This is a genomic window from Ruegeria sp. CDSB136 (assembly GCF_059610965.1).
Window position 1 is genome coordinate 1 of the sequence record NZ_JBXWOP010000001.1, and the last position, 13,593, is coordinate 13,593.

10 protein-coding genes are annotated in these 13,593 nt (G+C 55.1%); 7 read left to right on the top strand and 3 right to left on the bottom strand.

The annotated features are described in order from the left end of the window. Positions 1–434 (top strand): alpha/beta fold hydrolase (locus tag AC2FIR_RS00005; protein ID WP_496761770.1); only part of this gene is annotated, 434 nt, incomplete at its 5' end. Between the two features lie 212 nt (positions 435–646). Here the strand turns inward: AC2FIR_RS00005 and AC2FIR_RS00010 are convergent. Further along, on the bottom strand, positions 647–2,044 hold the full coding sequence (locus tag AC2FIR_RS00010; protein WP_496761773.1) for a phenylacetate--CoA ligase family protein: 1,398 nt from the start codon (positions 2,042–2,044) through the stop codon (positions 647–649). Between the two features lie 331 nt (positions 2,045–2,375). Between AC2FIR_RS00010 and AC2FIR_RS00015 the strand changes: the two genes are divergently transcribed. From AC2FIR_RS00015 to AC2FIR_RS00025, 3 genes are all read left to right on the top strand, one after another. Then, on the top strand, positions 2,376–2,672 hold the full coding sequence (locus AC2FIR_RS00015; protein WP_170615118.1) for a hypothetical protein: 297 nt from the start codon (positions 2,376–2,378) through the stop codon (positions 2,670–2,672). A gap of 559 nt (positions 2,673–3,231) precedes the next feature. After that, a complete protein-coding gene (locus AC2FIR_RS00020; RefSeq protein ID WP_170615119.1) occupies positions 3,232–3,492 on the top strand; it encodes a hypothetical protein in 261 nt (86 codons plus the stop codon). Positions 3,493–4,268: 776 nt separating this feature from the next. Continuing rightward, complete coding sequence (locus AC2FIR_RS00025) at positions 4,269–6,179, top strand: mechanosensitive ion channel family protein (protein ID WP_496761775.1); 1,911 nt, start codon at positions 4,269–4,271, stop codon at positions 6,177–6,179. Between the two features lie 260 nt (positions 6,180–6,439). Here AC2FIR_RS00025 and AC2FIR_RS00030 read toward each other — a convergent pair whose 3' ends face one another. Beyond that, positions 6,440–7,639, bottom strand: a complete 1,200-nt coding sequence (locus AC2FIR_RS00030; RefSeq protein ID WP_496761777.1) for a tyrosine-type recombinase/integrase — start codon at positions 7,637–7,639, stop codon at positions 6,440–6,442. 287 nt (positions 7,640–7,926) lie between these two features. Between AC2FIR_RS00030 and AC2FIR_RS00035 the strand changes: the two genes are divergently transcribed. From AC2FIR_RS00035 to AC2FIR_RS00045, 3 genes are all read left to right on the top strand, one after another. Further along, positions 7,927–9,747: an ABC transporter transmembrane domain-containing protein gene (locus tag AC2FIR_RS00035; RefSeq protein WP_496745575.1), complete on the top strand. Its 1,821-nt coding sequence runs from the start codon at positions 7,927–7,929 to the stop codon at positions 9,745–9,747. A gap of 156 nt (positions 9,748–9,903) precedes the next feature. After that, positions 9,904–11,793 carry an acyl-CoA synthetase gene (locus AC2FIR_RS00040; protein WP_496745574.1) on the top strand — a complete coding sequence of 630 codons (1,890 nt, stop codon included), beginning with the start codon at positions 9,904–9,906 and terminating at the stop codon, positions 11,791–11,793. Positions 11,794–11,806: 13 nt separating this feature from the next. Further along, positions 11,807–12,730 (top strand): alpha/beta hydrolase, encoded by a 924-nt coding sequence (locus AC2FIR_RS00045; protein WP_496745572.1) that lies wholly within the window; start codon positions 11,807–11,809, stop codon positions 12,728–12,730. Positions 12,731–12,739: 9 nt separating this feature from the next. On the opposite strand, the gene AC2FIR_RS00050 is transcribed toward AC2FIR_RS00045, so the two are convergent. Continuing rightward, complete coding sequence (locus AC2FIR_RS00050) at positions 12,740–13,576, bottom strand: alkaline phosphatase family protein (RefSeq protein WP_496745570.1); 837 nt, start codon at positions 13,574–13,576, stop codon at positions 12,740–12,742. Between the last annotated feature and the right edge of the window lie 17 nt (positions 13,577–13,593).

Below are 13,593 nucleotides of genomic sequence, written 5' to 3' on the forward strand. Positions count from 1 at the left end.
AGGGCCGCGGGATTCGTGAGGCGCAAGGCCAGCCCGAGGTCTTGAAGGCTATGATGGAGGCAGGTTGGGACCAGCATAAAGGCGGGATCGCCACTGCCTTTCTCACGGCCTATTTTCCCGAGGGTCCGGCCGAAGGCGTGCGGCAAATGGTGGGACTAATGCAGGAAAGCGCCTCTCAGAAATTCATGCTCGATCACCGCGACCGGTCCAACAATGCATCAATCATCGATGTATTGAAGAATGTCGAATGCCCGACTCTGATCATTCAAGGTCGTAACGATTCAATACATCCCTTGGTGCAGGCGAAGAAACTTGCTGCAGGCATTCCCGGCTCGGAGCTGTTGGTGTTGGAAAGCGCGAACCACCTGCCTGTCCCTGGCCACCCAACATTCGATGTGTTTATCCAGGCGCTCCGGGGTTTTCTCGATGCCTGACAGATAAGGCGCGCGGCTGGAGGCAATGGCTCCTTCGTCCGCATAGTGGTCGTTCATGCCAACTGCAGCGAAAGACCGCGTTGAGCCCAATTTACTTGTCTTTTGCGTCGCGGCGAATGTCGGCTTTGACGAAGGGAAGAACCCCGCGTAGTTGGAAGAGGAAAGCCAAGAACACACTTTCTCAGAGATTTACTGGCGACTGCCGGTTTATCTCATGAAGGTGACCTAGAGTTTCGCAAAGGCACAACTTCGTGGAATTTGCCGCTTGCGGTGAATTCGGGAGGTCCTTTGCTTGCTCGAACTGTGACGTCATCTAGGCCGTTGTCGCGAAATACTTTCTTCACCGACCCGATGACGTCCTCTAGAACAAGCCCCGCCGCCGCACCCGTTGCCAGTTGCACGCGCAGCTCGAAATCGAATTCGCCAGTCTGGATCAACTGGATGCGCTGGGCTTGGTCGTGCTCAAAATCGAAAATCAGTGGCGACAGGGTCACCTCGCCTACGCGAACCAACGTCGCTTGGCGTCCTTCGACCTGCAAACTGCGAAACGGCGATCCACAGGGGCAAGCATCCTGGTCAAACCGAATACAGTCACCCAAATCATAGCGGATGAAGGGCTGAACGTCGTTAGCGAGCACGGTCAGCAGAGCGGTCGCAGACAACGTTCCGTCGGGAACGGGTTGCATTGCTTCGTCGACCGCTTCGAGGATAACCCAATCTTCATTCACGTGTTTCCTCCCGTGGCTACACTCGAACGAAAGCGCCAAGCACTCGGTGCACCCATAGGGATCGGCAATGCCGTATTTCAGCGACGGAAAGGCTCGCCCGACTCGTTCGCGGAGATCGTCGGTGAGTGTCTCGCCTCCTGTGGTAATGAACGCCGGTTCGATCCGCAGCCGCCTGGCCTCTTTTTCCTGGACTAGAATGGCCAGCATGCTGGGGTACGTCACGATCCAAGCGATGTTCCCAATCGCATTCAGTCTTTTGACAAGCTGACCAATTGGCTGTTCAGCCTCGACAAAGGTGACACCAAAGCCCTTGGCAAGCCGGGGGTTCAAACGTTGCACTAGTTTGTTGAAACCGTTTCCGGCAAAATGGCCGTTTCCGCCTGTAATCGTCACCCTGTCGCCAAGTTTTCGGACGTCTCGCACAAGCTTCCGATGATATCGTTCGAAGCGTGCCAGCATGATGCCATAGGCATATTCCACAAACGATTCAGACAAGACGATGACGGCAGGTTCGCCCGAAGTCCCGGAGGTCTGAAAAACGGCGACATTGTCGATAGGCACACCAACCTTGCGCAGGTCCCGCAGATGTTCGCGGGCCTTGTCGAGTGGAAGAGAGCGGATTGTCAGCCAGTCGTCGAACTCAGCCATGAGTTCGGGCTTATGGGTCACCGGTAAGTCGTGAAGTTCGATCTCGGCAGTTGGTGGCAGCTCTGCGTATAGCTGGCGAAACAGAGGTGAGTCACCACGCGCCTTGCCCACGAGGCGCCGCAGGTTGCGGAGTTGCTTGGCTTCTATTCGCGTACGTCCGCCCCAACTTGTCCAGAGTCCACCAATCAAATACCCTAATGCTTTATGAAGACTAAGATGCATGTTCTCTGGCATTTCTCGTTTTGTATCCCGCGTCGGAAAAGTCGTTAATTTTAAACTATAGCAAAGAACTGGGCTGCATTGGCCAATGTCAAATCTGACAGTCGCGCAGGATCATAGTCACCTGAGATACCGCGAAAGCGGACATGAGGTCACCAACACCAAACGGCAGCTCCGTCCGCAGAGCAGACGATCAGTCAAATTTGCCGAGCGTCCGCTTTGAGAAAGCGGACTTTGACTTTTGGACAATAATGCGCGCGCAAGGCGAGATCATAAGGACAAGGATTGATCTGATCGCCAAGCACTCACGTAACATTATTACTCAAGTATAAAGGGAGTGAGTAACATGACTAAGTTTTTTGTCGGTGCAACTGTCTCGATGCTGCTGACTGCGCCTGTTGCATTCGCTGGGCCAGGGCAGGGAAATACTGGAAACGGAAATAGTGATCTCGCGCAGTCGATGGCAGCAGCAGTGTCGGGTGGTGGTGCAACATTGGGCCGGGACCTTGGCGGTAAAGGCAGAGGTACAGCCTCCGTTGTAAGCGGTGGTGGAACCGGCGGCTGGGGCAATGAAGGCAGCGCTAGTGCCGTTGGTCTTGCTGACGGCCAAGTCTCCAATCGTGGTGGCGATCGCGGTCGGTAATAGGATGTGGGACCTGCGCGATTTTTATCCCGGGTCATACAAAGCTGTTGTGATAGTCTCCGCGATCGCTGGCAGACTATCACTCAACCGAATTTAATCTCTGATTAGAAGTGCCCATTTCCTGATACAGCCCAGCACTCCCACCGCTGGGTATGACGTTGATAGGACCAAATGTACTTAAAGACCGGTTCCAACTGATTTTGCTTCCATTTAAGGAACAAAAAAAATTGATTGTTTACGGAACGTGGGCCTTTTTGTTTTCACGGGTAAAATTAGGAAATTCCACTTCTGATGACCCCCTCGGTAGCGCAGGTTTTTTTCTGGCCCAGGGAACCTACGTATTTGTTTACTACCGCACACAGCCGTGTTGCCTCGTGCCCTCTAGAACTGGCAGCGCGGGTTTTTTTGGTCCAGTGGAGCAATGTGTACGTATTTTAATTACTACCAACCACGGACGACCGGCGTTTCGCCTTATCGTTTTGCCAAATGGCGGAGCGCCTACTAAGTTTATTTTTTCGGGTCTGTGGGTTTGGTTTCAGTTAGATCTGGGAGAAAAACCATGGATAGTAGTTTCAACATAAAATCGGCATGGGCTTCGGTAATGGATGAAACCAAAAACCCACTTAAGAACCAATCTTTGTCTACTGCACATTTTTTGATGCAAATGTTGGCTTGGATGTGGAGTGCGATTTTCTCGCTCATAGTTGGAAGCTACTTCGTTTTCGGCGTTACCGCAGCGGCTCACATGTTGCTCATTGGTGGGCTGTTTGTGACGTTGATAGTATTCCGAAAGGCTGAAGCGACAGACTTAGACGACTAGAAGGTTCGTGGCTCCTATAGTTGACCGGGTGGACCTACGAGTTCCGTTCCCCCAGGCGATGGATGCGCAGGCGCTTCCACAACATACGCACCCAACCACTCAGGCACTGTCGCGCTCTGATCCTGCAAACTGGGCTTGGAACAACATTCCTGCTGCTGTTTCAGCTTACAGTTCAGGTCCAAAAGCGGACCTTCCAGTCACATTGTACAACTACTATGCAAACCAGTTTCGAACAGAAAGCAAACCCTCACAAGGCCTTCGGGCGCCGCAGTGCAGCTAATGGCGGCTTCGTCCGCATAGCAGTCGTTCACGCGGAGTATGGCGAACGACTGCATGGAGCCCAAAGCCGCAATTCAAATAATTAAGTTGGTGACCGCTATAAATTCGGGCTCCAGACCGATTTTAGCCAACGTCTCGTCTCGGAATTTCTCGACGATGAGATACGCGTTCTTTGGGAGACCATGCAACTTGGCCAGATCGTGAGCGTCTTGGAATTTCAAAGTCACTAACTTCTGGCTGTGATTGAAAGTCGGAAAAAAACCAGCACCGATCTAGTTCAGATTTTTCTAGCTGAATTAAGACAGCTTCCAACTTGTACAACAGTTACCCTTTCAACTGTCCTGATGGACAAAAGGCCGATCCGAACTACCTTTGCGTCGGATCTGAGATATCGCGCTATACAGTGATTAAAGGCGAGCTTACCTCAGGGTACAAACAAGGGGACTGCTATTAGGAGCTACATAAGCGCAACAATGCATGCAAGACGCTTTTGGCTTATGCTGATTGCGCTGTCGGTAGTTTTGGCATTTATCTCAAATTCTAGAGTGATTGCTCAGGAGCAATTAGATGAATCGGCAGCGTTGAGTCTGGCTGCTCTTAACAACGAGAGCCCACGCGCCACACTCAGAAAGCTACTAACGCTGCGAACTTCCCTCGAGGAAGCCGTCGAAGTCTATCGAAATCAACGAAATCGAGCGAACGGAAAACGTGTTAGGGAATTGGTAAGCGACCTGTCTTCGTTAGTCGACCTTTCCAAAGTTCCGCCCGCAGCACAGCAAATTTCCAGTATCGAGACCGTCAGTTATCTATTGAACATTATTGCTCGAGTGCCGCTGCCGGAGTTATCGGATGTGCCTGGTGTTGACTCCTTTGACAGCAACGGTCGAGGGATCTATCGAATTCCGGGCACTCCTTTGAAAATTGTTCAAATGATGGATGGGCCGCGTGAACTCGAGTTTCTATTTAGCCCGGACACGGTGCAGGTTGCGCCTCGGATCCACAGCTCAGTAATTCATTTTCCAACAAAGCCAGAAGTCCGCATAAACGACTGGCGCAGGGAATTATTGCAGGGCACGGGACCGATGATACCTGGCTGGTTGCAGAGAAACGTCCCTTCAGCACTTACTAAAAGTATTTTAGATACACCATATTGGAAGGTATTGATCGGTCTGATTGCCATACTGTTAGTCTCATCTGCACTGATACTCTGGCATAAGGTGACACGTAATTATTCCACCAAAAGCGTGTTCTCCGATACCCTGCTGCAAATTCTATCTCCAGTCGTAGTGATAATTGCGGCCAGTTCTCTAGCTCGATTTTTTGAGAACCAATTGTTGGTAGTCGGGCGCCTATCGTCGCTTGTTAGTTTAGTTCAAACCTTTGTCACCTACGTTGCGCTAGCATACATCGTCTGGCTTTTAGTTATTGCTGCGACGCAAGGGTTCATGCAGCGTGTAAATAGCGAACAAGAAAGCATAGACAGAAACATGCTTCGACTGATCGGTCGAGTTATTGGCGCAGTCGCTGCGATCATCGTCCTCGCTTTCGGAGCTGACGCTCTCGGGCTTCCAGTACTAAGTGTCATGGCCGGTTTGGGCATCGGCGGAATCGCAGTCGCGTTGGCAGTACGTCCGACACTTGAGAACCTGATTGGTGGTTTCATTCTTTACATAGACCGGCCAATCCGCGTTGGTGATTTTTGCTCATTCGGTGATAGGAGCGGAACAGTCGAGACGATTGGTGTACGCTCGACGCAGATTCGTGCGCTAGATAGGACACTTATCACAATCCCAAATGCTCAATTTGCTGACATGGAGCTGATAAACTGGGCCGAATGTGACCAAATGATGATCGATCACGTGATCGGCTTGCGCTACGAGACTGGCGCTGACCAGCTGCGCTATGTCCTAGCTAAGATCCGCGAAATGTTCCTCGGGCACCCAAGGATCGACAACGATACGATCCGCGTGCGGTTCTACGGCTACGGTGCAAGTTCGCTAGACATCCATATCCGGATCTACGCACGCACGCGGGAATGGAATGATTTTTACGCTGTCCGTGAGGATGTGATGCTACGCATAAAGGACATCGTGGAAGATTCCGGTACAAGTTTCGCTTTTCCTTCTAGCACACTCTATCTAAGCCGCGATGCCGGGCTCGATACTGAAAAAAGCACAAAGGCCGGCGATGAAGTTGACAAGTGGCGGCGAAGTAACCGCCTGCCTTTCCCTAGCTTTTCCAGTCCGGACGAAGCTAAAATGGAGGATCGGCTCTCCTATCCACCAATTGGGTCACCCGACTATGCCGCAACGAACGAAGAACTCGCTAGTGGTGGTGAGAGGCTTTCGGCAGCTGATCCCGAAGAAGAGCCTTGTACCAACGCTTCTAGCTCTTCACAAAAGACCTGACCTGTGAGTTACATACCAACTACGCATCGTAGAAAAGTCACTAGTGCAAACGGCGAAGCGGTTTTCATTTAGTCTTACAGTATTACTGCCCAGTGCCGCGCGGTAGCGAACGGCTAATTTGTCCGCAATTCGGTCACAGCCCAAATTTTTTCGAACGTCCGCAATTGGTGTGAAGCTGCAGTTGAAAATATGCTTAGTTTTAGGTCTAGTCCCCAGAGTGCACAATCGTTGTGTCGAAAACGGACCGAGCCGCCGCCGATCTAGCCGCGAATCTGCACAATCTTGCTTTCCGCCTGGGTGACGAAATCGGCCCATTTCTGCATGAGGATGCGGCGCTTTTCGAGCAGATCTGAACGCGCATAGGCCCGCTCGACCTTGTTGCCAATAGCGTGGGCTAGTGCCGTTTCCGCGACCTCGAAGCTGGCCGTTTCATTATCCTGAATCCACATCCTGAACGACGACCGGAAGCCGTGTATCCGGCCCTCTTCATTCAGGTGCTTTAACACCTTTGCCATAGCAACGTCACTGACGCCCTTGTCGGTTTTGGGGCTGGGGAAAAGGTAACTGTTGCGGCGCAGTTCGCGGCATATCTCGACCACATTCATGGCCTCGGTCGATAAAGGTATGCGGAAATCTTTGACCTTGGCTCTTTCTCCTTTCATGCGCTCCTTGGGCACCGTCCACACATCACCGTCTATTTCATGGAACTGAGCCCCGCGAACCGGCATCCCGCGCGCAGCCGTCAGGATCGTAAAGCGCAGAGCCAGGTAAGAGGGGTGTTCCTTGTCCAGCCGCGCATAAAGATCAGGGATCTCTTGCCATGGTGTCGCGGGTAGGGGCTTTTGAACCCGCTCGACATAGCCCAGCATGTGTCGGGCCGCGTCACATATGAACGGCTCCGCATCGTAGCCCATAAGCTTTGCTTGTCTCAGGACCATGCGCGTCCGGTACATCGCCTTGTCTGCCGTTTCGTGCTTGGTGCGCCAGATCGGCTTGAGGGCGTCGTGAATATCTCGATGGTGCAGTGTGCTAATCCTGCGCTTTCCGATCTTCGGAATGATGTGGTTCTTTAATGGCGAGTACCACTGACCACGCTTGCCATCCCCGCGCAGCCGCTCCTTGCGCCCCTCGAATACCACTTTCGCCATTTCTGCGAATGTTGGATCGTTCTGGCTGTTCTCAGCTTCAAGGCGCTGGCGCTCACGTTCCGCAATAGGATCTTCCCCGCGTTCAGCGAAAGCGGCCCACTTCAATCTCTCCTTTCGAGCATCAGAAAGTGACATGTCTGGATATGAGCCCAAGCCCATATCCCGGCGTTTGCCCTTGATCTGGAACCGATAGAACCAGCGACCGCCGTTTTGCGATCTTTTCAATGACAGGCCGCCTCCGTCCTGAATCACTGAACCGGGCGCGGTATTTTTTACCTGCGCCGCCGATAGTCGGTTTATGCCTCTTGCCATAACTGCCCCACATTTTGCCCCACAATTGCGCTGCGTTGTTTTGCAACACTCTGCAACACTCTGCTACAGTCGCCGGTTGCATTTTGCAACAGGGCTTGGCTGGGTCGGACAGTTTGCGACATGTTGCAACAGCAACATGGTGCGCGCCGCCCGCTCCAGATCAGCCCCGAAAACTCTGCGTCAAATGGCCCTTGTGGACCGCTGATTTTGCCATGCGGCTTGACCCTGCCGGTCACTGCCGCCAAGAAAGCGGTCACTCAAAACCGATCAAGACACAAGGGCCAGACATGGCAAGAAGCACGACCGCCAGTCCAGCAACAACACCGGCCCCCGGTGCCAGCGAAGAGCGTAAGGGATCGAGAAAGGTTGGGGTACTGACATCTCTCTGGCCGTTCATGAAGCCGTATCGGTTGCTGATGATCGGGGCCACTCTGGCGTTGGTGCTGACCGCGAGCATGACGCTGACACTGCCGCTGGCGGTGCGTCGGGTGGTGGACAATTTCCGCATAGAAGACGGTGAGCTGCTCGATTGGTATTTTCTGGCCGCACTAGGCATCGCGGCGGTGTTGGCGGTCGGAACCGGGGTTCGTTATGCTCTGGTGACGCGGCTGGGTGAGCGTGTGGTTGCCGATATCCGCAAGGCGGTGTTTGACCGTGTGATCGGCATGAGCCCGGAATTTTATGAACGCATCATGACCGGCGAAGTTCTGAGCCGCATCACCACAGACACAACCTTGATTCAATCTGTGTTGGGGTCGTCGGTCTCGATTGCGCTGCGCAACATGCTGCTGTTTTTCGGTGGTCTGGTGCTGATGCTGCTGACCTCGGCCAAGCTGACCGGCATGGTTTTGCTGCTGATCCCGATCGTGGTCGTTCCGATCCTCGTTCTGGGCCGCCGCCTGCGCGTGATCAGCCGCGAGAATCAGGACTGGATCGCCGCTTCGTCAGGCAACGCGGGTGAGGCGCTGGGCGCCGTTCAGACCGTGCAGGCCTTTACCCACGAAGACGCCAGCCGCAAGCAGTTCGGTGACATGATCGAGACTTCGTACGTGGTTTCGCTGCGCCGAATTCAGACCCGTGCGGTGTTGACCGTCATCGTTATCTTCCTTGTGTTTTCAGGCATCGTCGGCGTGTTGTGGATGGGTGCAAATGATGTGCGGAACGGTGTCATGACCGAAGGTGTTCTGATTCAGTTCGTGATCTATTCGATTATCATGGCAGGCTCGGTGGCCGCCCTTTCGGAAATCTGGAGCGAGCTTCAGCGCGCCGCAGGCGCAACCGAACGGCTGGTTGAACTGCTGAACGCTGAAGACACCGTGATCGATCCGGCGCAGGGCCATACACTGCCACAGCCTGTACGGGGCGAAATCCGGTTCGAAGACGTGACTTTCCGCTATCCGGCGCGCCCGGACATCGTGGCGCTGGACCACCTGACGTTGCAGGTCAAACCGGGCGAAACGGTTGCTTTCGTTGGTCCGTCCGGGGCAGGCAAGACAACCGTGATCCAGATGATCCAGCGGTTCTATGACCCTGACGGAGGTTATGTCAGCCTCGGCGGGGTGAACCTGCGCGATCTGAGCCGTGCCGATTTCCGCCAGCACATGGCGCTGGTGCCTCAGGATCCGGTGATCTTTGCAGCTTCTGCGCGGGAAAACATCCGCTTTGGCCGTCTTGACGCAACCGATGCCGAGGTCGAGGCCGCCGCACGTGCCGCCGCCGCGCATGACTTCATATCGGCGCTGCCGGAAGGCTATGACAGTTTTGTCGGCGAACGCGGCGTCATGCTGTCGGGCGGGCAGAAACAGCGTATCGCGATCGCGCGCGCAATCCTGCGGGACGCGCCGGTTCTGCTGCTGGACGAGGCGACCTCGGCGCTGGATGCCGAAAGCGAACGGGCGGTGCAGGGCGCGGTGGATCAGATGCGCGTGGGGCGGACCACGCTGATCGTTGCGCACCGTCTGGCCACAGTAAAAAAGGCCGATCGCATCGTTGTGCTGGAAAGCGGCCGGATCGTGGCGCAGGGCACGCATGAGGATCTGGTGGCGCAGGATGGCCTCTATGCACGTTTGGCGCGCCTGCAATTCACGGATGGCGTCGCTGCGGAATAGCCTGACGTATGGGCAATTCCGATTTCGCCGTGGCGTAATTCTACAAATCTTCTGTATCTCTCGATAAGCCGTTGCTTGATAACGCTCGGTTTTGGCCGCATCCTTGCATGCAAAGCAAACCCGCGCGTGACGTGGGAGAGATAAGGGAGGAGCCACATGGCCTTTGTGGGATTGGAAGACAAGGCGAGAATGGAGCAGGAGATGCCGTGGGAGGACCGCGACGTTCCGGTTACCTTCCATCAGTTGCTGTCGCGTACGGCCGGGCGTTTTCCCAACCACAAGGCAATCAGCTTTCAGTTGTTGTCTGGCCCGAAGGACAAGGCGGAGACCCTGACCTGGTCAGAACTGCTGGGCAAGGTTAATCAGGCGGCCAATCTGTTCCGTTCGCTTGGCATCGGGGAAAAGGACGTGGTGGCCTATGTGCTGCCCAACTGTAACGAAACGCTGGTCACTCTGATGGGTGGGGCGGTCGCGGGTATCGTGAATCCGATCAACCCGTTGCTGGAGCCGGAGCAGATCGCGGCCATCCTGCGGGAGACAGGTGCCAAGGTTGTCGTCACGTTGAAGTCATTCCCCAAGGCGGATGTCGCGCAGAAAGTGGAAGAAGCCGTACGGCACGCGCCAAGCGTCAACACCATTCTCGAAATTGATCTGAACCGCTATCTCACGCCTCCGAAATCATGGCTGGTGCCGTTCCTGCGTCCCAAAATGGGCGACAAGGAGCACCTTGCCCATGCGGACTACAAGGATTTCGGACGGGAGCTGGCCAAACAGCCGACAACACTGACCTTTGAAGACAGCAAGGAAGACCGCGTCGCCTGTTTCTTCCATACCGGAGGGACAACCGGTATGCCAAAGGTCGCGCAGCACAAATATTCCGGTCTGATTTACAATGGCTGGCTGGGCAACACGCTGTTGTTCGATGAAAACGACGTCATCATGTGCCCGTTGCCCATGTTCCATGTCTTTGCTGTGCATGTGATCATGATGGCGGCGGTGTCCTCTGGCGCACATGTGATTTTCCCGACGCCTGCAGGGTATCGGGGCGACGGAGTGTTCGACAATTTCTGGAAACTGATCGAACGCTGGAAAGTTACCTTTATCATCACCGTTCCTACCGCGATTTCCGCCAAGATGCAGCGTCCCGTGGATGCTGATATCTCAAGCGTTAAAACCGCCTTTTCGGGTTCGGCCCCGTTGCCGGTGGAGCTGTTCCGCCGGTTCGAGGAAGCGACCGGCATTACAATTGTCGAAGGTTATGGCCTGACCGAAGCAACCTGCCTGGTGTCGTGCAATCCGGTGGATGGCGAGAAGAAGATCGGCTCGATCGGTATTCCTTTCCCATACACCGACGTCAAAATTCTGCGCGACGGGCCGGATGGCCCGACGGAATGCAACGTAGACGAGATTGGGGAAATCTGTGTTTCGAACCCCGGTGTCTACGCGGGCAATACCTATACCGAAGTGGACAAGAACGTTAACCTCTATCATTTCGGCAAGTATCTTCGGACGGGTGATCTTGGGCGATTTGACGAGGACGGGTATCTGTGGATCACAGGTCGTGCCAAGGACCTGATTATTCGCGGTGGCCACAACATCGATCCGGCCGAGATCGAAGAAGCACTGCTGGGGCACGAGGCGGTCGCCTTTGCCGGCGCGATCGGACAGCCGGACGCGCATTCGGGCGAGGTGCCGTGCGCTTTCGTGGAACTGGTCGACGGGGCCAGCGTGACCGAAGAAGAACTGTTGGAATACTGCAAGGTTCACGTTCATGAGCGTGCAGCGCAGCCCAAGCATATGACAATTCTGGACGAATTGCCAAAAACGGCGGTGGGTAAAGTCTTTAAGCCCGAACTTCGAAAACAGGCGATTACCCGAATCTACAATGGTGCGCTCGAGAAGGCGGGCGTCGACGCGCGCGTGGTTTCCGTGATCGACGACAAAAAGCGCGGGCTCGTCGCACAGCTTGACGCGAACGGCTCATCCGAGGACGATGTTTCCAAAGTGCTGGGATCGTTCACCCGGCCATGGGAATGGGCTGCCTGACCGCGGAGGGACAATGGATTATGAACGTCTGATCGATGAAGAAACCTGGGCGTTCATAAGACGAACGGCTGAAAGCTATCCCGAAGATGCCGTTGAGTTGTCGATTGACGATCAGCGCCGCGTCTATGACGCGATGTGTCGGGACTTTCGCCAACCCCGGCCGCCGGGCGTGAATACGCAGGACAGGTCCGCTAACGGTGTACCTGTCCGAGTCTATACAGCCGGAGATCCCACCCGCACCGTGGTTTATTTTCACGGCGGCGGATTTGTCGTTGGTGGCCTTGAAAGCCACGATGACGTCTGTGCCGAAATCTGCGCGCAAACCGGATACCACGTTGTCGCCGTCGACTATCGGCTTTGCCCCGAACATGTGCACCCGGCGCAGTTTCAGGACAGCTGGACTGCGGTCACCTGGGCCGCGCAGGAGTTCGGCGATCCCGTGGTACTGGCTGGCGACAGCGCCGGGGGTAATCTGGCGGCAGCGGTTGCACACTATGCGCGCGGGCGACTGGACGACGTTCTGGGGCAGGTCCTGATTTATCCGGCTCTTGGTGGGGACAACTCAAAGGGGTCCTATGTCGAACATGCGCATGCCCCGCTTTTGACGCAGGAAGAAGTGACGTTCTATGAAAAAGTCCGCTGCGGCGGTTCCGTGCCGGATCATGATCCGACTTTTGCGCCTTTGCACGATTCTGACTTTTCCGGGCTCCCACCAACCGTTGTCGTAACCGCTGATTGCGACCCCTTGCGGGATGACGGGTCAGAATATTGTGAAAGGATCATAGCCGCTGGCGGGCAGGCCTGTTGGATCAACGAACCTGGTCTGGTTCACGGCTATCTGCGCGCCCGAACATCTGTCACACGCGCAGCAGCCAGCTTTGAGCGAATTTCCGTCGCCATCGAGGCGCTGGGACAAAGTATCTGGTCGTACGACTGATCCCCTGCCTTATTTCAGAAACGCCTTAGCCTTCATTGTGTCGGCGATGGGGGCGCCCAGACGGGAAAGGATTGTCGGGGCTAGCTGTAGCTGGTCGATCACCTGATCGGCTTCAGGCCCCTTTGCGTCCCCAAAGTAATACAGCGCCGTTTCTTGTTGCAGCGGGCTGCGCCCGCCGTGGTGGCCGCGTTCGTCCTGACCGTGATCGGCAGTCACGATGACCTCGTAGCCCAGTTGCCGCCAACGTGGGATGAACGGGGCCAGCATTTCGTCCGCGACGAAACAGGCGTGATCCATCTCTTCGCAATCGTGGTAGAAGCGGTGCCCCATGCTGTCCAATGTACAGGCATGAAGCAGCCCGTAATCCAGCCCATGACGCAGACAGAGGTTGGTCAGAGTGGCATATAGGTCTACGTCAGACGGCGTCATCTGATTGGCTTTGCCGTAGCCGGTCATGGTGTGGAACCGGCCATGGTTGATCGTCTTGCTGTCCGGCTCATCATATTCGATGTCGCGGACGTAATCGAACGGGTGCCGATTGAAGAATTGCGACCAATAGCTGTGGGTCACGGCGCCGGTCACGCCACTCGCCTCACGGATCTGGCTGAAGACGTCCTTGTGGCTTAGCCGGAACACGTTTCCGTTGCCCGTGCAGCCGTGCTCTTGCGGTGTCACTCCGGTATGGATCGACGCATAGCAACTGGCCGATGTGGATGGCAGAACCGCGCGCAGTTTCCAGACCCGTGCCTCGCCATTGTCAACCCAGCCTTCAAGGTTGCCGAACAGTCTCCGGAAATTGCGCCACGGAACACCGTCCAGAATGATGAGGAGTAGTTTGCGGTCCATGTCATTGGCCTTTTGAT

Bases quoted from the DNA above. Each gene is read 5' to 3' on its own strand.
- AC2FIR_RS00035 (WP_496745575.1), top strand. From the start codon at position 7,927: ATGGCAAGAAGCACGACCGCCAGTCCAGCAACAACACCGGCCCCCGGT.
- AC2FIR_RS00020 (WP_170615119.1), top strand. From the start codon at position 3,232: ATGGATAGTAGTTTCAACATAAAATCGGCATGGGCTTCGGTAATGGAT.
- AC2FIR_RS00040 (WP_496745574.1), top strand. From the start codon at position 9,904: ATGGCCTTTGTGGGATTGGAAGACAAGGCGAGAATGGAGCAGGAGATG.
- AC2FIR_RS00050 (WP_496745570.1), bottom strand. From the start codon at position 13,576: ATGGACCGCAAACTACTCCTCATCATTCTGGACGGTGTTCCGTGGCGC.
- AC2FIR_RS00045 (WP_496745572.1), top strand. From the start codon at position 11,807: ATGGATTATGAACGTCTGATCGATGAAGAAACCTGGGCGTTCATAAGA.
- AC2FIR_RS00015 (WP_170615118.1), top strand. From the start codon at position 2,376: ATGACTAAGTTTTTTGTCGGTGCAACTGTCTCGATGCTGCTGACTGCG.
- AC2FIR_RS00030 (WP_496761777.1), bottom strand. From the start codon at position 7,639: ATGGCAAGAGGCATAAACCGACTATCGGCGGCGCAGGTAAAAAATACC.
- AC2FIR_RS00025 (WP_496761775.1), top strand. From the start codon at position 4,269: ATGCTGATTGCGCTGTCGGTAGTTTTGGCATTTATCTCAAATTCTAGA.
- AC2FIR_RS00010 (WP_496761773.1), bottom strand. From the start codon at position 2,044: ATGCCAGAGAACATGCATCTTAGTCTTCATAAAGCATTAGGGTATTTG.